The following is a 23,879-nucleotide window of genomic DNA, read 5'->3' on the forward strand; positions in this document are numbered from 1 at the left end:
GTAGAAGCAATTCCTTTTCCGTCTGCTCCATCTTTTCCGTCTAGCCCTTTTATTTTTCCTAAATCAGAAGTCGTTCCGTCGGTATAGGTAATTACAAGATTTCCTGATGCATCAACAGTTGAAGAAGCAATTCCTTTTCCGTCTGCTCCATCTTTTCCGTCTATCCCTTTTATTTTTCCTAAATCAGAAGTCGTTCCGTCTGTATAGGTAACAATCAGATTTCCTGATGCATCAACAGTTGTAGAAGCAATTCCTTTTCCGTCTGCTCCATCTTTTCCGTCAATACCTTTTATTTTTCCTAAATCAGAAGTCGTTCCGTCTGTATAGGTAACAATCAGATTTCCTGATGCATCAACAGTTGTAGAAGCAATTCCTTTTCCGTCTGCTCCATCTTTTCCGTCTAGCCCTTTTATTTTTCCTAAATCAGAAGTCGTTCCGTCGGTATAGGTAATTACAAGATTTCCTGATGCATCAACAGTTGAAGAAGCAATTCCTTTTCCGTCTGCTCCATCTTTTCCGTCTAGCCCTTTTACTTTTCCTAAATCAGAAGTCGTTCCGTCGGTATAGGTAACAATCAGATTTCCTGCTGCATTAATAATTGTATACGTAATTCCTTTTCCGTCTTTTCCGTCTATTCCGTCTTTTCCATCCAGCCCTTTTATTTTTCCTAAACTAGAAGTTGTTCCGTCTGTATAAGTAATAATAAGATTTCCTGATCCGTCAACAATTGAAGAAGCAATTCCTTTTCCGTCCGCTCCATCTTTTCCGTCAAGTCCTTTTATTTTCCCTAAACTAGAAGTCGTTCCGTCTGTATAAGTAATAACAAGATTACCTGCCGCATCAATAGTCGAAAATGCAATTCCTTTTCCAGGCAGTCCCTGAGGTCCTTGATCACCTTTTACTTTTCCAGCGTCAGTATTTGAACCATCGGTGTAGTTTATAATAAGATTACCTGCGGGATTAATAACGGTACCCGAAATTTGTTTACCGTCTCCAGCTTCGCCAGAAAGTGCAATTCGCCACCATTTATTAATATACCAGTAGTAGTAACCTGGTGTAACATCTGCGGTAGGATGCGTATTAAAAACCAGCAGACTGTTTACATTTCCATTTGTAATGGTTGTTCGGTCTGTGGTTCCTGTCAACTGCACCTGCGGGATCAAAATTCCCTGATTTCTGTCTTTGGAGTAAACCTCTAATTGAGCAGAAGCGTTCATCTCTTTTTTTCCTATTACAACTTGCGAATAGGCAGAATAACTACCTAGCACAAATAGTAAAGGAAGTAATTTATTTTTCATAACAATTTAATTATCAATTACTTTTAAATTATTTTACAACAAAATGTTTTTTAATTTGTAGATGAGCCATGAAACACAACTCATTAAGAATCAAAAAAACAATTCAACCAACATTCTGTTTGATGCTGCAAAGTTCTCTTGTAATTGATTTTTTTTATGCCAGTAGAAGTTTTAAAACTTATATTTTAGGGTATAATTTTAAGTGTACAAAAAATATAACACTAAGATAATCAGCGCTTTTAAAAACTAAAAAAAGGAGTTGCATAAAAAAAGTGAGGACGTAGATCCTCACTTTTCTATAATAATCAAAATATTAAAAACCATAAATATTAAGAATTCCAAAAACAACTAAATACTACACTGGTAATTATTACTGCAAACTTCGTACTGATTTAAACTGCCAATTACCTTTAAAAGTTTAATAAATTGCATATTAGGACATTTAAATCTGCACGGCTTATTTAATTCCTTTTTTAATGTTTTCCAAAGCTGTATCATTGGAAGTTTTTAACTGCTCGATAACTATTTGAGCAATGCTTTTGGCTCCCAATAGTGATAAATGGGTATCATCTGCTTTTTCTTTATCGTAAAAAGCATTTTCACCTGCTTTAAAATGCAAATGCAGCTCTTTCGATTTTTCTGGTCCGTACGACTGCTCCAAAAGTTCTGTATAATATTCTAAGTCGATAAATGGGACTTTATATTCTTGCGCGACTAATCTGGTTTCTAAAGGATAATCGCCATGTGTAGGAACTAAAACTCCTTTTTCGTTAAAGTTACGTCTGGCAATTGAAGTCAATAAAACGGGAACTGCGCCTTTTGCCCTGCTTTCTTTTACAAATCGGATCAAATTATACCTATAAGCGGTATGCGGATTTGTATATCGTGTAGAGTCTTCTATTTTTTCATCGTTATGTCCGAATTCGATAAATACGTAATCTCCTTTTTTTAGTTTATTGTAAATCGAATCCCAGCGCTTTTCGTTGATAAAACTTTTGGTGCTTCTGCCATTTACGGCTTTGTTTACCACCACAATATTATCTTTAAAAAAAGGCTGCAATACCTGCGCCCACCCATGTTCTGGATTACGTTCCGGATCTTTTTTATTCGCCATGGTAGAATCGCCTATGGTGTATAAGGTCGTCTTTTGTGCGAAACAAATGTAGGAGATTAGAAACGTTAGAAGAATATATTTTTTCATTTCTGGTTGATTGATAATTGGTAATTGTTAATTGTTAATTGTTAATTGTTAATTGATAATTGATAATTGTAATTGTTAATTGGTAATTGGTAATTGTTAAATGATAATTGGTAATTGTTAATTGTTAATTGTTAAATGATAATTGTTAAATGATAATTGGTAATTGGTAATTGTGCTGTATGCGTGTCTACAGGAACAAATCTTTGTGGATTCTCTTTGCGGAGACGCACTGCTGTGCGTCTCTACAGTACAATCTGAACCTTTAAACCTTTGTCCCTCTGAACCTTTGTCCCTCTGCACCTCTGCACTTTGAACCTCTGCACTTTGAACCTTTGCCCCTCTGCACCTCTACACCTCCAAAAAAACCTATTTTTTCGAAACCGCAGAAGGCACTGTAGCTCTCTGACCTATAAATACATCTGTCATTAAAACGTTTTCTGCATTTTCGTTGGATAATGCGTTTTTTGCCGATTTGATTTCGATATTTTTTAAAGTTATGTTCCTGATTTTTTTATCTGGGAATCCCTGAATTACAATTCCAGATTCTGATGCTTTGCTGCAGGTAATATTCGAAAAATATACATTTGATATATCCGATTGAAAGCCTTTGCCTTCTCCGTGATAATTTGCGGTAATGTAAATACAGTCTTCTACTTCGTCTAATTGAATATTGTTTACAAATATATTTTTGATATACCCTCCTCTATCGGCATTGGTTTTTAAATAAATTCCTCTTTTTAAATAACCCGCTGTTTTACAATTTTCAACAAAAACATTCTGAACTCCTGCAGACATTTCACTGCCTATTACTACACCGTGAAGTCCTTTGAAATTGCAATTTCTAATTACTATATTTTCGCTCGGAGTTGCTGTGTTTGCTCTTCCTTCGTGATCTCTTCCTGCTTTTATGGCAACGTTATCATCGCCATTATTAAAGGTTACATTTTCTATTAAAACATCTTTTGCATATTCAGGGTCAATTCCGTCATTGTTATGATTTAAGGATTTGTAACTGATTCCTCGCACTGTAATACTTTGAGATTTTAAAAGATGCAGACACCAAAATGGCGAGTTTTCAATTCGAACATTTTCTACTAAAACATTTTTGCAATTTAAAAACTGGATCATCTGCGGTCTTAAGAAATAACCTTCTCCAAATTTTCTTTCTGCAATTGGAGTATTGTTATGATTCATTTCGCGGCTTCGATTTTTACCTTCGCCTTCTTTTGCCTTAAATGTTTTCCATATTTTACCGCCTTCACCATCGATTGTTCCTTCTCCGGTAAGGGCAATATTGGTGCAGTTACTGGCATAAATTAACGGACTGTAATTGTAGAGCATTGTTCCTTCCCAGCTTGTTAAAACCAAAGGCAGATAGTCTTTTGGATTGTCGCTGAATTTAATTTTTGCGCCTTTTTCTATTTTCAAATTGACATTGCTGACAAAGTGAATTGGTCCATTAATTTTATAAATTCCACTGGGTACGATAATGGTTCCGCCGTTATTTTTTTTGCACAATGCCATCGCTTTATCAAAAACCTTTTTGTTATCGGTAACAGAGTCGCCTTTGGCACCCAGTTTTGTTACATTTATTTGATATGCAGGAATTACCGGCAGCTGAATTCTTTTTACAATCGAATCTACTCTGCTAGAAGGGAAATTATTGTTCTGTGAAAATGATGCCCACGAAAGCAATAAAAAAAAGATATATTTTAATTTCATGAATACTGTTTTTTACCGATTTAATTTGAATACCAATTTGCTGTCTTATCCTTAAGAATATTTTCTATTGTATATTTTCCCGCTTCTTTCTTAGAGAGCTGATGGGACCAGCTTACTCTTTTTGTAGGTTGAAAACCAGCACCTGTACAATTATACTCTGCATAAAAAGCGTTTTTTTCTGCTTCTGGTTTTGACCAATTTTCCCAGCCTTCAGCTTTAATCTGGCTGCCCATTTCGCAATTAATGTAAACTGTTTTAGCATAAATACGCCAAGGTCTGCCCAGATAAACATCTTTTGCTTCAGGGTTTGCAGTGAGTTTACAGTTTTTAAAAACAAACCCAAAAGGAGTTCCTTCTGGTGTTGAAGCGGCAGTGATATACGAACTTTTAATGCTGTGAATAGTACAATTTTCAAACAACGCTGTTGCACTTCCAAAAATAAAATCGGTTGTTCCTTCGATATAGCAGTCTTTAAAATACTGTTTGGCGTCTTTTCCAGAAAGGTACAAAGTGTCCTGATTTCCTAAAAGATTACAATTTGAAAATTTAGCGCGATTTGCCACAACGGATAACGCAATTGCCTGCCCGCGTTCGCCTGAAGTATTTTTAATCGTTAGGTTAGATGCTGCAAAATCATCTCCTTCTACCAAAAGTGTGTAGGTATAAAAGGTGCTGTTTCGTCCTAAAGCAATTTTGGAGAAGTTATCATCAAAAGTAATGATGGTATTTTCTTTGCTTTCGCCTTTCAAAATAACATTGGTGTTCCATTCTGGAATTCGGACTTTTTCGTTGTAGGTTCCGTTTTTTACCATTATGGTAATTTTCTCATACGGAAACGCCGGACAAGCATAAACGGCATCCTGAATTTTGGTAAAGTCTCCAGATCCGTCTTGTGCAACCGTAATTAAAGTCACATTTTTCTTTTCTGCGGCACCTGCTTTTGTACCGTTTTTTAATGCCCAGTCTGGAAATTTTTTTAAAACTTCTTTTGGTGCTTCAGTATACCAAGAATAGCCGTTTCGTCTTTCTGAACCAATTTGATCCAATGATTTTTTCTTAATTCCGTCACGATCGCAAAAGAATGGTTCGTTGGTTTCCAAATCCATAAATCTAGCCCAAAGTGGTGCTGCATTTGTGGCAGGAATCATCTTTTTATCTATAATTTTCCCAGCATCATTCAGCACTCTTTTTTCTTCTAAATTGGTAATTTTTGTTTTTTCAAACCAAGCCACAGCACTCTTTACAGCAGTAACAATTTCTGGTGAAGGCTTTTCTAGTGACATTAAAAGCAATACAATTTTGGCAGATTCATAACCGCTTAAAGAAGCCAGTTCAAAAGCTCTTGCATTTGCCGGTGCGAGTGTAACTTCGTCATGCTGCGCGCACCAGGCTGTTAAAACGCCATTTTGTTTGTATTGTGTTTTTAAAATACAGTCAATTCCTTTATCAAATGCTTTTTTAGATTTTTCAACTATTTCTTTTGAAGGTTTAATGCTGTAATAATCCGTTTCATCTGCCACGGCTTTTATTACATTTAGAATATTAACCATCGAATCGTCATTGTACGTTATATGCGTGTAATATCCTTTTTTTAAGGGATAAAACTGAGGCCAGCCGCCGTTTGCATATTGTGCTTCAAGTAAATAATTTAATCCTTTTAAAAAAGAGTCTTTATAGCGCTCGTCTTTTACCTGAGCATACATTTTTGACATAAAAAGCATTTCCTGACAAGTTGCTCCATTGTCTGTAGTGGTTTCTACAGCTGTTTTTTTAAGCGCCGTTAAATCTTTCTTTTGCGTTTCGGTCAGCTGTTGCTGCATCTGAATATTTTTTGGCCACCCTCCAATATCTCTTTGGTACAACAAAACATTTTCGGCAATTCTTTTGGCTTCCGCCGAAGCAAACCAAGAGGCATCACTCTTTCGAATAATTTCAGACCAGCTTTTATAAGTGTTTTGAGCTGTAAGTCCGATACTTAGAAAGAACAAAAAAACTAAAGCTGTATTTTTTAATCGAATCATTATAATGTGTTTTAATTCGTAAGGTATAATTTAAAACTTGTCTAAAACCGTGTATTCAAAAATTCAAAAACATAATTTGTAAGAAAAATCATTTATAATATGTTTTTAATCACTTTCTCTATTGAAAATGTATCTAACTATTATTTTTTAAAATTCATTTAATACACGCGATTTATGAAAGCCTTTTTTTTCAAAAAATCAATAAAAGTCGTTTTTCTGCTCTTTTATTTTGTTATTCTAAACCAATCAAAAGCTGCATTTCCAGAATCGTTTTTCACTTCTTCCCCTAAAGCAAAAAGTCCAACTTTTGCTCCAATCCATCTTCCTTCCTTTGCTGTAAAATCTTTTCCTATCGCTTGGTACTTTTTATCGTCTAAACTGTAGAAGAAACTGCAGATTCCTCCTTTTTTAATTTGTACTCTTAAATAAATCGTATTATTTTCAATTACTATCGGTTTCGTTTCTGTTTCTGAAATGGCTTTATCAAAAGTTCCCGTTTTCTGATTGAGATACAATTTTCCGTTATCATTTTTAAAACACAAGTAACTATAATCCAATCCCATAATAATGAGACCAGTTGATTCCCCGTTTAATCTGGGATTAAAAGTAAGTTTTGTTGTTGCTGTAAATTCTTCTGCTGGGAATTTTTGAAGCAGTAAATTTGGAGCATTAAAAATATTTTTAGTAGTCGTATTGCAAAACAAATTGAGATAACCCAAACTTGTTGGAAAACCAAAGTTGATTTGTTTGTTTGCCTGCCACTGCCATTGTAAACCTAATTTTGGTAAATTAAATTCATCTGATTCTGCGGGAGTTTCTATTGGATATTTTTTTCCAACATTTGGTTTTTTATAAGTTGTAACAGGTTCGCCAATTCCGTTTTTATCAAAATCCTGCCCCATAACCGGCCAGTCATTTTCCCACTTCATGGGCTGTAAATGCACAATTCTTCCGTATGCTCCTTTGTCCTGAAAATGGAAAAACCAATCTTCGCCTGTCTGCGTCTGTACCCACGAACCTTGGTGCGGCCCGTTGACAGCAGTTGATCCTTGTTCTAAAACCTTTTTCTTTTCATAAGGCCCAAAAACGTTTTTAGATCGCAAAATGGTCTGCCATCCCGTTGGTACTCCCCCCGCTGGCGCAAAAATGTAGTAATAATTATTACGCTTGTAAAATTTCGGTCCCTCGATTGTTCCTTCTCCATCATGTCCGTCAATTACCATTACTTCGTCATTATTCACCACAGTACCTTCTGAATTCATAGTACAAACGACTAATAAACTCTTAATCTGAGCACGACTTCCTGCAAAAGCATGAACCAAATACGCTTTACCATCTGTATCCCAAAGCGGACTCGGATCTATTAAACCAACTCCTGCTTTTACCAAAAGTGGTTCAGACCACGGTCCTTCTGCTTTTTTGGCTTTGATCATATAAATTCCGAAATCTGGATCTGGGTAATAAATATAAAATTCGTTGTTATGATAATTAATGCTCGGCGCCCAAACTCCATTTCCGTGTTGTACTTTATTGTACGTTTCAAACGGCGGCTGTTTCACAAGTGCGTGGCCAATAATTTTCCAGTTTATTAAATCTTTAGAATGTAAAATAGGTAATCCCGGAATACAATTAAAAGAGGAAGCTGTCATATAATAATCATCGCCTGCGCGAACAACATCCGGATCTGAATAATCGGCATGAATAATAGGATTTGTATACGTTCCATCTCCATTATCAGACACCCAGACTTGCGCAGTATTCTTCTCAAAAGAAAAAATGGAAAGAAGAAAAAGAATAATTTTTATATTTTTCATTTTAATAACAATTTCTTATTTAATTAAACCCGACAGGTTTATAAAACCTGTCGGGTTTGTATAGCGAGTGATTTCTCTATTTAAGACCTAACACTTTTTAGTTTTTTCTCACTTCCGAAAAATAATTTTCGTGTCTCGTTTTTCGTTTCGTTAAACCCGACAGGTTTTTAAAACCTGTCGGGTTTCTATAGCGAGTAAATTTCTTTTTAAAACCTAACACTTTTTAGTTTTTTCTCACTTCCGAAAAATAATTTTCGTCTCGTTCTTCGTTTCGTTAAACCCGACAGGTTTTTAAAACCTGTCGGGTTTGTACAGCGAGTAAATTTCTTTTTAAGACCTAACACTTTTTAGTTTTTTCTCACTTCCGAAAAATAATTTTCGTCTCGTTCTTCGTTTCGTTAAACCCGACAGGTTTTTAAAACCTGTCGGGTTTGTATAGCGAGTAAATTTCTTTTTAAAACCTAACACATTTTAGTTTTTTCTCACTTCCGAAAATAATTTTCGTCTCGTTCTTCGTTTCGTTAAACCCGACAGGTTTTTAAAAACCTGTCGGGTTTCTATAGCGAGTAAATTTCTTTTTAAAACCTAACACATTTTAGTTTTTTCTCACTTCCGAAAAATAATTTTCGTGTATCGTTTTTCGTTTCGTTAAACCCGACAGGTTTTTAAAAACCTGTCGGGTTTCTATAGCGAGTAAATTTCTTTTTAAAACCTAACACATTTTAGTTTTTTCTCACTTCCGAAAAATAATTTTCGTCTCGTTTTTCGTTTCGTTAAACCCGACAGGTTTTTAAAACCTGTCGGGTTTCTATAGCGAGTAAATTAGGTTAGCATCCTTCGACTTCGCTCAGGAAGACAAGTGCAACATTCAATTTAAACAATTAATAATTAACCTTCAACAACCAACCATTAACAATCAATCATTAACAATCAACCTTCAACAACCAACCATTAACAATTAACCATTAACCATTAACAATTGACAATCAACCATTCACAATTAACCATTCACAATTAACAATTAACCATTAACCATTAACAATTGACAATCAACCATTCACAATTAACCATTCACAATTAACCATTAACCATTCACAATTAACAATTAACCATTAAAAATTATCTATTCAACTCCAAAGCAGCCAAAATAAAAGGCCCAGTCGCTTTAGGATCGTTGTCTTTTTTTCTTTCGTTTACATAATATTCATAAGAACCATCACGATATGGATTGCCGCCTAAACCAGCAACCTGACAGCAGTTTGTCAGGGTAATGCCGCCGTCTTCGTCTACTTTTTTGATTAAAACTTTCGTTAATCCGTCAAAAGCTTTGTTGGCCGCTTTTTTAAATTTAGCTGGTAAATATCCTTTGTTCGCTCCTTTCGCAAAAGAATAAGCAAACATAGCCGAACCTGAAGCTTCTAAGTAATTTCCTTTTCCATCAACTTTGTCTGTAACCTGATACCACAAGCCCGATTTATCTTGAAATTTAAGTAAAGCCTCAGATACATTGTTTAAATATTTTACCAATTCTTTTTGTTTTGGATGATCTTTCGGCATATAATCTAAAACATCAACCAAAGCCATTGCGTACCATCCTAAAGATCTAGACCAAAAGTTTGGAGAATTTCCTGTTTCTTTATCTGCCCAAGGCATTTGTTTGCTTTCGTCCCATCCGTGGTACAATAATCCTGTTTTTGGATCTGTAGCGTGAAGCTGAATCAACTCAAATTGTTTTGCGATATCATCAAAGCTTTTTCCGTTTTCAAATGTCATTGTATACTGCGCGTAAAATGGTTCTCCCATATACAAACCGTCTAACCACATTTGATTTGGATAAATTTGTTTGTGCCAGAATCCGCCGCTTGCCGTTCTTGGCTGTTCTGCAATTTGCTTACGGATTAACTGCATTGCTTTTAAGTATTTATCTTCTTTTGATTGGGCATATACATCAAAAAGCAAACGTCCCGGCAGCACTAAATCGATATTGAATTTGTCGAATTCGTATGTTTTAATACTTCCATCAGCCTGAACCAACTCGTCTACATAACCTCTTACGTAGGCTTTATATCTTGGATCTGGATTTTTTTTGTATAATTCTTCAATAGAATGAAGAACTAGAGCGTGTACATAATCCCATTTTGGTTTTTTAGCATCATCCAGCATATATCCTTCTGTATGGCGTTTCATCAAGGTTAAAGCCATTTTATCAGACCACTTCGCGTTCTTTGCAATTACAATATCTTTTTTTGCCGGCTCTTGAGAGGTTACTTTACAACTTGTAATGGTCATAACGCAGATCATCAAAACTGACATCAAATAACTGTGCTTTCTAGTGTTTTTCATTTCAAAATATATTTAAATTCTTTTATTTTTCTAATTCTATTGCAGCCAATAAAAATGCTCCAATGCCTATTGCACCATTTTCTTTTGGTTTTGCCATAAGGTAATATTGGTTGGTTCCGTCGCGAAAAGGTTTTCCTCCTAAACCAACATTCGACGAAACATTCAAAATATTTACTTCTCCTTTTTTATCTACTTTTACAAATTCTTTTACAAAACTGTCAAAAGATTTTTTGGCTGCCGATTTATAACTTCCTGCTAAATAGCCTTTATTAGCTCCTTTTGCAAAAGCATAAATAATCATTCCCGAAGCAGATGGCTCAACATAATTCCCATATATTTCTGATTTATCTGCTACTTGATACCACAATCCAGATTCACTTTTGTACTGATTTACATTTTTAGAAATCTGATTCAAATACCCCACCAAAACTTTATATTTTGGATGTGATTTCGGAAAATAATCTAAAGTTTCCACCAGCGCCACCATGTACCAGCCAATGCCGCGTCCCCAAATAGTTGGCGAAGTGCCCGTTTGTTTATCTGCCCAGCCAATTTCTTTTCTTTCGTCCCAAGCCTGATAAACTAAACCTGTTTTTTTGTCTACAAAATGATTTTGAACCAATTCAAACTGCTTGGCAATATCGTCTAAGCTTTTTCCTTTTTCGTACTTCACAGTAAATTGTGTGTAAAAAGGTTCTGCCATATACAAACCGTCAATCCACATTTGATTGGGATAAATCTGTTTGTGCCAAAAGCCACCGCTCGGCGTTCTAGGCTGACTTTCCAGCTGATTTCTCAATTTTCCTATGATCTGGAAATAGCGTGAATCTTTTGTAATATCATACAAATTGAACAGCAGTTTTCCTGGATTTAAATAATCGATATTGTATTGTTTGATATCGTATTTTTTAATATTTCCGGTGCTGTCAATCATTCCATCGACATAATCTTTTATATAATTCAGGTATTTTTTATCGTTGGTTTTTTGATATAATTTTTCAAAACCAGACAATACAAATCCCATTTTATAATCCCATTTCGGTTTATCATTTCCGTCCAGCTGCCAAGCCTGCGGATATTTATTTAAAATGGTAAGTGCTGTTCTTTCCGACCATTTTAATTCGTATGGAATTACAGCTTTTTCTGAATCGTTTTGATTCTGAGCAATACTTTTTCCGCCGAAAACAAGCAGTAAAATAATTACGGTTTTAAGATTAATCTTTTTAGAAAGAGATATACGCATAGGTTATATTGGTTTCATTTTTATTCTAAATTACTTAAAAATTTTATCTAAAAATCGCACTGTGTACGAAATCGTTTGTCCAAACCAAGGCTCGTAAAACCAAAATGAATGAGGTGAATCTGAAATTGTATGTACCTCATTATAGATTTTGTTCTCATCCAAAATTTTAATCATATCGTCGCGTCCTGCATGGAATCTTGGAATACTGCTGCAGATGTACAAAGTTGGCGGTGTATTTTTATCGGTATGGGTTAAAGCAGAAGCATTCTTCCAGTTTTCTGGAATTTCATCTGATTTCCCGCCTAACCAAAACGCAGCCATATCTCCCTCTGATGATTCTGGATGCTTGAATGCTAAAACCCCGTCGACATCAATTATCGCATTTACATTTGAAGAAGATTTACTTTTAAATAATGGATCTTCAAACAACGGATTATTATTTGTTGTACCAATCAAAGCTGCCATTTGCCCTCCCGAAGAACAGCCTAAAACAGCAATTTTGTTTGGATCTACATTTAATTTAACCGCATTGTCTTTTATAAATTTGATTGCATTTTTGACATCAACAATCCCTGTAGGATATTTTGCTTCTAATGATAATCTGTATTCAATAGCAAAACAAGAATAACCTTTTGCTGCAATTTCTTTTCCTAAAAACTGCATCTGCCCTTTGTTTCCAGATCTCCATCCGCCGCCGTGAATCATAATTACGGCTGGATTCTTTTTCTTTTTTGTATTAATAAATGCATCGAAATGCAAAATTCTTTCTTTTTCCTGATGGTAAACCAGATCAAACTTTTCTTGAACGTCTGCGTTTGATTTAATTTCTGGAATTGTTATAAAGGGATATTTCTTAATTAATTTTTCGTACGTAGTTTTAATGGTATAAGACGTATCTACCTTATACTGCTGGCAATGCGCCGCAATAACATAAAAGAACAATACTACAATTAATCTATTTTTTTTCATTTTACTCTTTAACTTTTCAGTTAAGAAAGGAGTTCAACATTCGTTAAACTCCTTTTTAACCGCTTCAAAAAACTCAAAAAACTATCAAATTACTAATAACCAGGATTTTGAGGAAAATCTTTATTTTGGTTTAAATCTAAAACCGTTTGTGGAATAGGTCTTAAGATTTTAAGCTTGCCATCTATACCAACAAAATTTGCTTCTTTAATTTTATAATTATAAGCCGAAGCTCTTGCTACAAGTGTTCCTGTACGCTTTAAGTCGAACCAGCGGTGGTATTCACCAAGTAATTCTCTGCCTCGTTCGTCTAATATGTAATCGATATTAAATTGTGCTAAAGTTGCATTTGCTACTCCGGCTCTTCTTCTAACTTCGTTTAAACGATCTAAACCTGTTCCTGGATTTCCAGCTTTAAGATAAGCTTCAGCTGCCACTAAATAAGTTTCTCCCAGTCTAGAAAGAATAATATCTCTTGTACTTACCGGACCAGTACTTGATGGTGTTGTTAATTCTGGATCATCAAACTTTTTAACTGGGATCGTATAACAATCTAAGTTTTTGATCAAAGTATGTTCTGCAGAATATTCTCCCCAAGGATGATACACAAAAGTTGATGCTTTTCTAGAAGCATTTGCTGTATTCCAAGCTTCTCTGTCTGCTGCAGTAAACCATTTTGGCTCATAGAAGTGTCTCACTTTTAAACTGCTCGGATTTGTACTTCTGTAATACGGATAATACAAGATTAATTTTTTAGTTCCGTTTGACTGCGTTTCTTCGCCTTCAACAATTTCGGTCATAAAAGTAGCTTCCCATCTTTTATCTCCTTTTTCATATAAACCTAATGCATAACCTGTTGGACATAAATTGTAGCTTCTTAACGGAGCGCCGCTTTCTGCGCCTCCTAAATAAGAACTGAAATAATAAAATTGACTATTTCCAAGTTTTGTAGGATCTGTGCTTGTAGAAGCTTTATCATACTGAACAGAAAAAATAGTCTCTGCGTTCAAATCATTTCCAGGTTTAAATAATTGGTCAAAAGCAACATTCAGAGCTTGCCCTGCAATTGCTAAATCTGCATAAGCAGCTGCTTTTGTAAAATCATCTGGAGCAGCGAATGATTCGTAACCTCTTGTTAAATGTACCTTTGCTAATAAATCTTGTACGGCTCTTTTATTTACTTTTCCGTTTGCTGCATAAGATCCAGTTCCAACAGCCGCTAACGACGCTTCTAAATCTGTTATAATTTGTTTGTAGACTTCTTCTGCCGAATTTCTGGTGAAAGATAAAACCGGCGTTGTGAAATTGTCTAAAACAATTGGAACTCCTCCATAAGTTTGAACTAACAAAAAGTATGCATTGGCTCTTAAATAACGAGCTTCTCCAACAAGTGTACTTACATTTGCAGTCTGCTCTGTTATTGTAGAATAATATACTGTTTTGTTCACAGCCTGAATCTGCTGATAACATGAATTATACAATTCGCCAACATAATCTGACGACGGAATTAAAAGCGTATACTGGCTTAAACCTGCTGGTTCTGGAGATCTTCCTTCTGCATACATATCTGTACCGGCGCAAAATAACCATGGACTATTGCTAGTACCATAGATTCCTTTTAACCACGCATAATTAGAATTAACCAATAACTGAAATCCTGATGCGGTTTTGTATGTCTCATCAGCGGGCACGTAAGAACGGCTGTCTTCTTCAATATAATCACTGCATGAACTTACAGAAGCAGCAATTATTCCTAACATTACTATAAATTTTTTCATTTTATATCTTTATTAAAATTTAACACTTAATCCTAATTGTGTAGTTACAGATGCAGGACGATTCACACCAAAAGGCGAACCTGCCCATTCTGGATCATACCCATCAAAATTTGTAAACACAAATGGATCGAGAACATTTACATAAACTCTTAAATTACTTATTTTTAATCTTTTAAGTAACTCTGAGTCTAAGGTGTAACCTAAAGATATATTTTTGATTTTTACATAAGATGCGTCTCTGTAATAACCAAATAAAGAAGTCCAATAAGCACCAGCTCCAGTTGCAACTGGTCCTGGTCTTGGGTTTGTATTGTTTGCATTTGCTTCGATGCCTGTACCATTAGTTGGAATAAAATAATCCATTGCTAATTTTTGACGGCCTCTATCACTTACGTCGGCAAAGTTTTGGTGAAAAGTACTTAAAACTGTCTGCCCCTGACTTGTCAGCACTGAGAAATTAAAATCAAACTGACCTACAGTCAATTTTGAATATAAACTTCCCTGCCATTCTGGATTCGGATTTCCAATTACCGTTCTGTCGTCTTGATTAAATTTTCCGTCTCCGTTTAAGTCTTTTGGTCTCGCCTGCCCTGGAGCCATTCCGTAAGATGCTGCCTGTGCTGCTTCGCTTTCCTGCCAAACTCCGTCGTAAACATAATTGTAATTTGGATTTAACGGTGCACCAAGAATTAATTTATTACCAATATCACTAACCTGATCTTGATTGTAAATTGACTCTAGTTTATTTACGTTTTTAGTAAATGTAAAAGTAGTTTCCCAATTTACATTTTTAGATTTGATGTTTTTAGTCGTTAATAAAACCTCTATCCCTTTGTTGCTTACCGATCCAACATTTGCAAAAGTATTTTTCCATCCTGTTTCTGCTGGTAACTGCTGTTTGTAAATTAAGTCATCTGAAAGTCTATCATAAACATCTACACTACCTGAAATTCTATTTTGTAAAAATCCGAAATCAATCCCTAAATTGTATTCTCTGGTTTTTTCCCAAGTTAAATTCGGATTTGCTAAATTCTCTGACTGCCATCCAGGAACAACATTTGGTCCTGCAGCATAAAACGTCTGCTGGTTTAATAAAGCCTGAGAAGTATATGGAGCTACGTTGTCATTTCCTGTATAACCAATACTTGCACGTATTTTTAAGTCCGAAACCACTGAGCTGTTTTCCAAAAATGATTCTTTACTTAATTTCCATCCTAAAGCAAGCGACGGAAAACTCTGCCATTTGTTGCCTTCTGATAAAACAGAAGAACCATCCCATCTGGTAGATGCTGTAACTAAATATTTGTCTCTAAATGCATAGTTCAAACGTACCGCATATGAATTTAAGGTATTTTTAGCATAAGCAGATTTGATTACATAACTGGTCTGCACACCAGACCCCATATTATCTGTACCTACATCAAAAGGCTGATTGTTTGAAGCCATATAAGAACTTTCGTCAACATTAGAATACAAACTTTGAAGTAGCAATAAGCTAAAATCGTGTACTTCATTAAAAGTATGTTTCAAATCTATTTGATTATCCCAAGTATAATTAAAGTTATTAGAACTTTCTAAAATGGCAGAATTCTTTCCATTTAATGTCACACCTGCATTTGTCTGCGCGGTATAAGCTGCAGATTCTGATGTATCCATAATTCCTGCTGCAAAAGTAGTTTTAAACGAAAGCCATTTTATAGGCTGGTACTGGAAATAAACATTTCCAACTGTCTGCCATGTTTTTTCTGTTTGAGAAGAATTAGCAATCTCCATTAACGGATTTACAGTTGATGTTTTATTAATTGCCCAAGAACCATCAGGATAAGTCAGTTTTCCAGGAAGGAAAAACAAAGTTCCTACTTTCTCATTACCCGCAGCATCGACTGCCCAAGGAGACATTAATGGACTTAATCTAAATGCATCCTGCATTGCTAAATCGCTACCTAATTGATTGTTTAATCTGGCGATTGTAACATTTACTCCTGTAGAAAATTTATCATTTATTTTGTGATTTAGTCCTAATTTGAAAGAGTATTTATCTGTAGCATCGTTTTCTATAAGACCACGATCACTCTGAATTCCGAAACCTAAATTATAACTTAAGCCAGAATCTGAACGACCTGTAATATTTAAATAATTATTCTCGGTCATACCAGTTCTAAGCACCGCATCGTACCAATCAAAATTGTAACCGCTGTTGGCACGAGAAACCAGAAGCGGACTTTGATTTCCTGCCAAAGATGCCAGTTGCGCCGGAGTCTGAGTTTGAGGTGTAGCGCTCATATAAGCAACTTGGTGAAATTTCCACCATTCTTCACCGCTCATCATTTTTGGTAGTCTAGCAGCAGTTTTATTTCCATAAGAAGTATCAAAAGTTACACTAATGCCTGCTTTGGCACTTGTTCCACTTTTAGTCGTTACTATAATTACACCATTTGATCCTCTAGAACCATAAATAGCTGCAGATGAAGCATCTTTTAAAACGTCCATTCTAGCAATGTCTTGTGGATTTAAAAAGTCGATTCCGTCCATTGGAACACCATCCACAACATATAAAGGTGAAGAACCAACCATATTTGGATTACTAGAATCGGCGATTAATGAATTATTTCCTCTAATTACAACTTTAAATCCGTCTCCAGCACGACCAGATGAAGATGAAATCTGCACTCCAGGCGTACTTCCCTGAATTGCTTCCAATGGATTAATTGTATTTCTTTCTGTAATTGTAGCGGCACTAATTGTACTTACAGATCCTGTAAGATCTGTCTTTTTTACAGAACCGTATCCAACAACAACAACTTCATTAAGTGAGTTTGATTGTTCTGCAAGACTTACATTAATTTTAGATTTTCCAGCGACACTTATTTCTTGTGTTTGAAAACCTAAATAACTGATTATTAAAGTAGCTTTTGAATTGGTTACATTAATTTTAAAACTTCCTTCAAAATCTGTTGAAGTTCCGTTTTTAGTTCCTTTTTCCTGAACATTTACGCCTGGCAGAGATAATCCTGCTGCATCTGTAATTTTTCCTTCAATTGTGGTTGATTGTGCATTTACATTACTGCACAAAAGTAAATTCAGGAAAAACAAAAATACAAAGCCGTATTTTTCTTTTTTCTTAGATAATTGTTTAATACTCATAGTGTGGTTTAAAGTTTGGTTAATTGATAGTGTTTAGTGTTTAATAGATTCTACTTTTTTTTCATTGATATAGGTATTTATAAAGTTTATATTTTTCACATTTTTTAATCGATAAACAGAATCGACCTTTTGAATTTTCACATTTTTAAGTGTAATATTTTCTACTGGAGATGACGCGTATCCTTCTGCCCAAACGCTGTATTTTCCACCGTTTTTTACATTCACATTTTCTAAACTGACATTTCTAATTGTCGGAATGAAATTCCCTGTTTGAGAACCGTAAACATTATAAAACATGTTTAGTTTTAAAACACATTCTTTAACGGTTCCCACTTCAAGGTTCCTAACAAAAATATCTTCTATAATCCCTCCTCTTTTTGAGTTGGTTTTAATACGAATTGCGCGATCCAGATTTGGACTGTCCATTACGCAGTCTTCAACAAAAACATTATTTACTCCTGCAGAAATTTCGCTCCCAATTACAACGCCGCCATGACCATCGATCATTTTGCACTTTTGCACAATTATATTTTTACTCGGAATTGCCACTCGTCGTCCGTCTCCATCACGTCCTGCCTTAATAGCGATACAATCATCGCCTGTATTAAACGTACAGTTTTTGATTACAATGTTCTGAGAATATTCCGGATCACAGCCATCATTATTTGGTCCATGGCTGTTAACCGTTACACCGTCAATAATCATGTTATTTGTCTTAATTGGATGTAGAATCCAGAAAGGAGAATTAATGATTGTAACATCTTTTATTAAAGCAGTATTGCATTCAAAAAACTCAATAAAATTGGGTCTTAAATAACGTCCGTCACCAAAAATTCTTTCTGATACTAGAACTCCTTTTTCAGCCATTTCCACTAATACTTCACGATTTGCTGGATCATTTTGAGACGGAACTCCCTTTTTCCATCCGTAATTTTTTCCTCCAGACCAAATCCACCAATTTGTACTATCTGCCTGACCGTTTAAAGTACCTTTTCCGGTTACAGCGATATTTGTTTTATTCTTAGCGTAAATCAGCGGGGAATAATTCATTAATTCTGTCCCTTCCCAAGAAGTATGAACAATAGGATAATCTTTTGGATTTAAGCTAAAAAGAATTTCAGCCTGATCTTCTAAATGCAGATTTACATTGCTTTCTAAATGTATGGCGCCGGTCAAATATTTTCCATTTGGAACCAGAACTTTACCTCCGCCATTTGCAGCACACGCTTGAATTGCTTTTTGAAACGCAATTGTATTTAGCGTTTTCCCGTCTGCAACAGCACCAAAATCGTTTATATTATATGTCTTATCTAAGAAATGTGTATTTGGAATACTTTTTAAAACCAAATCCATTTTTTTCCACGGATTTGCATCGGAAGAAACTGATGCTGTTTGTTTTGCACAAGATATTGCTAATACGCCTGAAGCTATTAAAAATAAAATCCATTTAAATCTTATGTCTTTACTTGGAATCATTGGCAGTATTTTCTTATTTAAAATTAAAAACACAAACGAATTATGTAATCGATTACACGAAAGTAGAAAAATTGTTCTAAGACACCAAATTAATTTAGAAAAAAATTATATATTTAATTTTTATTATAAATTATATTTACATTTAATTTAAAAAAACACATAATTTATTATCATTGTAGAATCTAAAACGTTTTAGTTATATCGCAAGGTAATCGATAACATTTTATATTACGTAATAAAAAAAAATGTATTTTTGTCTAAAAATAATCCGAAAACTTTTTTTTCAATGAGTGAAAAAGTAACTATTTATGATATTGCTGAAAAACTAAATATCACGGCTGCCACCGTTTCTAGAGCATTGAACAACAATCCTAAAATTAAGGAGGCCACACGTGAATTAGTTATTAAAACTGCGGCGGCAATGAACTATAAACAAAATAAACTGGCGCTGGCTTTAAAGAGCGGCCGAAGTAATAATATTGGAGTTATCGTTCCGCGTATTGACAGCAATTTCTTCGCCTCTGTAATTAGAGGTATCGAAGAAGAACTTTATCCTCATGGCTATCAAGTTATTATCTGCCAGACACATGAAAGTATTAAGCGAGAAAACGAAAATCTCCATACGCTTATAGATGCACAGGTTGACGGAATTATGATGTCTGTTACTGGTGTTTCTGATGAAAACGACAGCGCTTTCAGAAATGTATTAGAAAAAAATGTACCGCTGATATTTTTCGATAGAAGTAAACATATTGACGGCGTAAGTTCTGTCACTATCAATGACTTTAAAGGAGGTTATTTAGCTACCAAACATTTAATAGATGAAGGCTGCAGAAATATTGCCCACTTTTCTGGAGATCAATCATTAGACATCTTTAAAAACCGTTTTTTAGGATACAAACAAGCTTTATTAGACAACGGAATTTCTTTTAATGAAGAATACGTTATCTACACTAAAAGTAGCGTAGACGCTGGAAAGGAATCTGTTGACAAACTTTTAAAGTTAGAAACTCCTCCTGATGCGCTATTTTCTTCAAGTGATTTTGCTGCTTTGGGCGCAATTCAGGAATTAAAAGAGCGAAATATTAGTATTCCAAATGAGTTTTGTGTAGCGGGTTTCAGTAACGAACCTTTTACTAAATTCATGGAATTATCAATCACTTCTGTTGATCAGTCGCCATTAGAAATGGGAAGAATGTCTGCTCGTGTTTTCCTAGAACAAGTAGACAAAACAGACACTATCAAAATCGAAAAAAAGGTAGTTCTTGCACCAGAATTACACATTCGTAAATCTTCTACAAGAACTAATTTTTAATTTTTTTTCATATAAATTATATAACAGACTATCTCAAAAGGATAGCTTTTTTTGTAAGCTTCATCGAAGCGAAATATTTATAGCAAAAGATAAGTAATTTCAACATAAAGCTCTAGAGGAGCGACATATTTTTTCTGCAAACTAAATATATGTCGCTCCTCCGGCAGCTTTATGTTGTTTGTCTTATTATAATTCTATAAATATTTTGCTCCGCTGGAGCTTTCTCTAGAAAAAAAAAAAAAAAAAAAAAGACGCACAAGTACTGTACGTCTTCTATATAAACCTTTGCCACTTTGCCCCTTAGAACCTTAGTGCCTAAAAAATTAAAGTGAAACCCCTCTTTTCCAAGGAATAAAATCGTTTTGATTTAAAACTGCTGCTTTTGTCTTAATGGTACCGCTGGCAACATTAATAATAAATTCAAGCATTTCATCAGCCATTTCGTCAATTGATTTTTCACCAGTGATAATGCCGCCCGTGTCAATATCTATAATGTCAGACATTTTGTTTGCTAGCTGAGTATTTGATGAGATCTTTACAACCGGCGCAATTGGGTTTCCTGTCGGCGTTCCTAAACCTGTTGTAAACAATACCATATTTGCTCCAGAACCCACCATTGCAGTGGTGCATTCTACATCATTTCCTGGCGTACATAACAATGTAAAGCCTGGCTCATTAATATATTCTCCATAATCGAAAACACCTGTAATTGGCGATGTTCCACCTTTTTTAGCAGCACCAGCCGATTTCATTGCATCTGTAATCAAACCGTCTTTAATGTTACCTGGAGAAGGATTCATATCAAATCCTGAACCTGCATCAACAACTGTTTTTTCGTACCATTGCATTAAGTCTAAGAAACGTTTTCCATCCTTATCATCTATACAACGATTTACTAATTCCTGTTCTACTCCACATAATTCAGGAAATTCAGAAAGAATTGTAGTTCCTCCCAAAGCAACTAAATGATCAGATAACACACCCAATGTAGGGTTTGCAGAAATTCCAGAGAATCCGTCAGATCCACCACACTCTAAACCAATTCTTAGTTTAGACAATGGAGCTGGTTCTCTTTTAATTTCGTTTGCTTTTTTAATTGCTTCGAAAGTATCTTTTACAACACTGCTCAGCATAGTTTCGATTGTTCCAATAGACTGCTGATCGTAAATCAAAACAGGTTTTTTACTGTTCGGATTAATAGCATCTAAAGCATCTTTGAAAATCTGAATCTGTAAGTTCTGACATCCTAAACTCAAAACTGTTGCTCCAGCAACGTTTGGATTGTTTACGTAACCAGCCAAAAGTTTAGCCAAACTGTGCGAATCCTGACGAATTCCACCACAGCCTCCCTGGTGTGTAATAAATTTAACTTCAATATTATTGAATAAATTAGCATCGTTTGAAGCTTCTTGATTTCCTGCTCCTCCCGTTTCTGATTTCACTAAAGAACGCAGCAACAATTGATAGTCGTTTTCTTTAGGTTTCATCAATTCCTTCTCAAAAATATCTTTTAAGATTTCGATGTTTCTGTTTTCACAAAAAACTAATGGAAAAAATAACCAAACATTTTCTGTTCCCACCTGTCCATCTTCTCTATGATAGCCCTGCCACGTTCTGTCTTTCCATTTGTCCACATTTGGAGCATTCCAGCCAATAGTTTCTGTTTTACCAGTAACTTTATCACTTTCGTGTTTTACGTTCAAAGTAGAAAGCAATCCTCCTTTTTCGATTCTTGCACTCGCTTTACCAACCAAAACACCATACATAATGATTCTGTCTCCTACATTAAAAGGAACCATTGCAATCTTATGTTTCATTTTTACATCAGACTCAACAGTAATTGATTCTCCTTCAAAATCAATTACTTCGCCTGCTGTAAGATTTACCAAAGCCACCGCTACGTTATCAGTAGGATTAACTTTTATTAATTTTTTCTGCGTTGCCATAATTAACCTTTGTTCTTTGTTCTTTTTATGTGTTTTTTTTTATTTTATTCTTTCTTGAAACTTAGCAAAGCCAGCTTCAATACCATTTGCATCTATTTCTTCTAATGCAATTGTAATTGCTTTTGTCAATCCAGGGATTTCTGTTAAATCTTCATCCCAGAAACTTTTATTCTGTAATGTTAAACGAGCAATTTTTTCGTAATCATCAGATTTCCAAAGTCCGGTAAAGAATGTTGTAATATCTTCACCATCTTTAACTGGTAAACTTTGACCATTCCACGCTCCTTTGTAGAAACGAATTAAACTCGCTAATGAAAAAGTCAAATTAACAGGCAATTTTTTGTTAGCCTTATAATATCCTAATAAACTAGGTAAAACTCTTACTTTGAATTTCGATACAGAGTTTAATGCAATATCAGCAAGTGCGTGTTTGATAAATGGATTTTTAAATCGGTCCATTACTTCCTCAGAATAGGCCGTAATTTCATTTTTGTCCATATCAAGAGTTTCACTTATTTCACTAATAACGCTATTTACAAATTTTCCCGTAAAATCTCCGTTAACAGTTTCCATTACTAATTTATTACCATGCAAAAGTGAAAAAGGAACCATTGCCGTGTGCGCACCATTTAAAATACGAACTTTAATCATTTTAAAAGGACGTATATCATCAACGATTTTTACATTCAAATCTGTCTTATGAAAAGGCAATTTTGCTTTTAAATCATCTCCACCTTCAATAGCCCAAAGGAAAAAAGGTTCAGCGGCAACAATTAAATTGTCCTCATAATCCAATTTATTATTGTATTCTTCAATTTCAGCTCTTGGATATCCAGGAACAATTCTGTCAACCAAAGTACTATGATATGTGCAAGCATCTGATACCCAAGTTTTAAATGCATCTTCTAACTTCCATAAATCGACATATTGTAAAATATATTTTTTAAGCGTCTCAGAGTTATAATCAATTAATTCACAAGGAATGATTGTTACTGCTTTAGAAGCATCTCCATTAAAATGTTTGAATCTTTCATATAATAAAACAGTCAGCTTTGCAGGAAACGAAACTGGCGGCTGCATGTCTGGAGTATCACTTTCAATAAATTCAATTCCAGCTTCTGTAGTATTAGAAACAATAAACTGAAGTTGTTCTTCTTTGGCTAAAGCCAAATAATTTACAAATTCAGTATAAGGGTTTATAGTTTTTACAATATTAGAAATTAGCTCAATATCTTGTATCTTTTCACCTTTTTTAATTCCGTTCATAAACAAGGTATAAAGACCATCTTGGTCATTAATCATATTTACCATACCGTCTTTCAAAGGTTGAACTATTGCAATACCGGCATTAAAATCAACTTCTTTATTTAGTTTGTCAAAAGCATAATCAACAAAGGCTCTTAAAAAGTTACCTTCTCCAAACTGAACCACCTTAATTGGCTGCAACTTTTCTAATCCTGTATTTACTCTATTTAATTTTTTCATTTTAAATTTTCTTTAATGCGTTATAAATAACCATCTATAAACCTTATTTCTTTATTTCTGCCTTTTAAATTGCAAATGAAACATTACACCCGATTAGCAAAATAAAACCTGCTGTGAGGAATGGCAG

Annotated in this window: 13 protein-coding genes and 1 pseudogene; 1 reads left to right on the plus strand and 13 read right to left on the minus strand. The window is 34.7% G+C overall.

From position 1 onward, the window contains the following. The 11 genes and pseudogenes from BSF42_RS16275 to BSF42_RS16325 form a co-directional block, all read right to left on the minus strand. A pseudogene (locus BSF42_RS16275) lies at positions 1–1,298 on the minus strand (hypothetical protein); the annotation flags it as partial. A gap of 457 nt (positions 1,299–1,755) precedes the next feature. Continuing rightward, positions 1,756–2,499 carry a rhamnogalacturonan acetylesterase gene (locus BSF42_RS16280; protein ID WP_172426709.1) on the minus strand — a complete coding sequence of 248 codons (744 nt, stop codon included), beginning with the start codon at positions 2,497–2,499 and terminating at the stop codon, positions 1,756–1,758. A gap of 366 nt (positions 2,500–2,865) precedes the next feature. Beyond that, positions 2,866–4,221 (minus strand): glycoside hydrolase family 28 protein, encoded by a 1,356-nt coding sequence (locus BSF42_RS16285; RefSeq protein ID WP_095954154.1) that lies wholly within the window; start codon positions 4,219–4,221, stop codon positions 2,866–2,868. A gap of 20 nt (positions 4,222–4,241) precedes the next feature. Beyond that, positions 4,242–6,242: a pectate lyase gene (gene pelA, locus BSF42_RS16290; protein ID WP_095954155.1), complete on the minus strand. Its 2,001-nt coding sequence runs from the start codon at positions 6,240–6,242 to the stop codon at positions 4,242–4,244. Between the two features lie 224 nt (positions 6,243–6,466). Further along, positions 6,467–8,056, minus strand: a complete 1,590-nt coding sequence (locus BSF42_RS16295; RefSeq protein ID WP_095954156.1) for a glycoside hydrolase 43 family protein — start codon at positions 8,054–8,056, stop codon at positions 6,467–6,469. Positions 8,057–9,175: 1,119 nt separating this feature from the next. Further along, a complete protein-coding gene (locus tag BSF42_RS16300; RefSeq protein ID WP_095954157.1) occupies positions 9,176–10,399 on the minus strand; it encodes a glycoside hydrolase family 105 protein in 1,224 nt (407 codons plus the stop codon). Positions 10,400–10,421: 22 nt separating this feature from the next. Then, on the minus strand, positions 10,422–11,642 hold the full coding sequence (locus tag BSF42_RS16305; RefSeq protein WP_095954158.1) for a glycoside hydrolase family 105 protein: 1,221 nt from the start codon (positions 11,640–11,642) through the stop codon (positions 10,422–10,424). Between the two features lie 30 nt (positions 11,643–11,672). Further along, a complete protein-coding gene (locus tag BSF42_RS16310) occupies positions 11,673–12,611 on the minus strand; it encodes an alpha/beta hydrolase (protein WP_095954159.1) in 939 nt (312 codons plus the stop codon). A 92-nt stretch (positions 12,612–12,703) separates the two neighbouring features. After that, positions 12,704–14,386: a RagB/SusD family nutrient uptake outer membrane protein gene (locus BSF42_RS16315; protein WP_095954160.1), complete on the minus strand. Its 1,683-nt coding sequence runs from the start codon at positions 14,384–14,386 to the stop codon at positions 12,704–12,706. 12 nt (positions 14,387–14,398) lie between these two features. Continuing rightward, positions 14,399–17,530 (minus strand): TonB-dependent receptor, encoded by a 3,132-nt coding sequence (locus tag BSF42_RS16320; RefSeq protein ID WP_095954161.1) that lies wholly within the window; start codon positions 17,528–17,530, stop codon positions 14,399–14,401. Positions 17,531–17,563: 33 nt separating this feature from the next. Then, positions 17,564–19,006: a glycoside hydrolase family 28 protein gene (locus BSF42_RS16325; protein ID WP_095954162.1), complete on the minus strand. Its 1,443-nt coding sequence runs from the start codon at positions 19,004–19,006 to the stop codon at positions 17,564–17,566. A 286-nt stretch (positions 19,007–19,292) separates the two neighbouring features. Between BSF42_RS16325 and BSF42_RS16330 the strand changes: the two genes are divergently transcribed. After that, positions 19,293–20,321: a LacI family DNA-binding transcriptional regulator gene (locus tag BSF42_RS16330; RefSeq protein ID WP_095954163.1), complete on the plus strand. Its 1,029-nt coding sequence runs from the start codon at positions 19,293–19,295 to the stop codon at positions 20,319–20,321. 323 nt (positions 20,322–20,644) lie between these two features. On the opposite strand, the gene BSF42_RS16335 is transcribed toward BSF42_RS16330, so the two are convergent. Next, positions 20,645–22,267, minus strand: coding sequence for a UxaA family hydrolase (locus BSF42_RS16335; RefSeq protein WP_095954164.1), 1,623 nt, complete (start codon positions 22,265–22,267; stop codon positions 20,645–20,647). A 39-nt stretch (positions 22,268–22,306) separates the two neighbouring features. Next, positions 22,307–23,752, minus strand: coding sequence for a tagaturonate reductase (locus BSF42_RS16340; protein WP_095954165.1), 1,446 nt, complete (start codon positions 23,750–23,752; stop codon positions 22,307–22,309). Positions 23,753–23,879: the final 127 nt, after the last annotated feature.

This window comes from Flavobacterium sp. ACN6 (assembly GCF_002304005.1).
Classification (GTDB): Bacteria; Bacteroidota; Bacteroidia; order Flavobacteriales; family Flavobacteriaceae; genus Flavobacterium.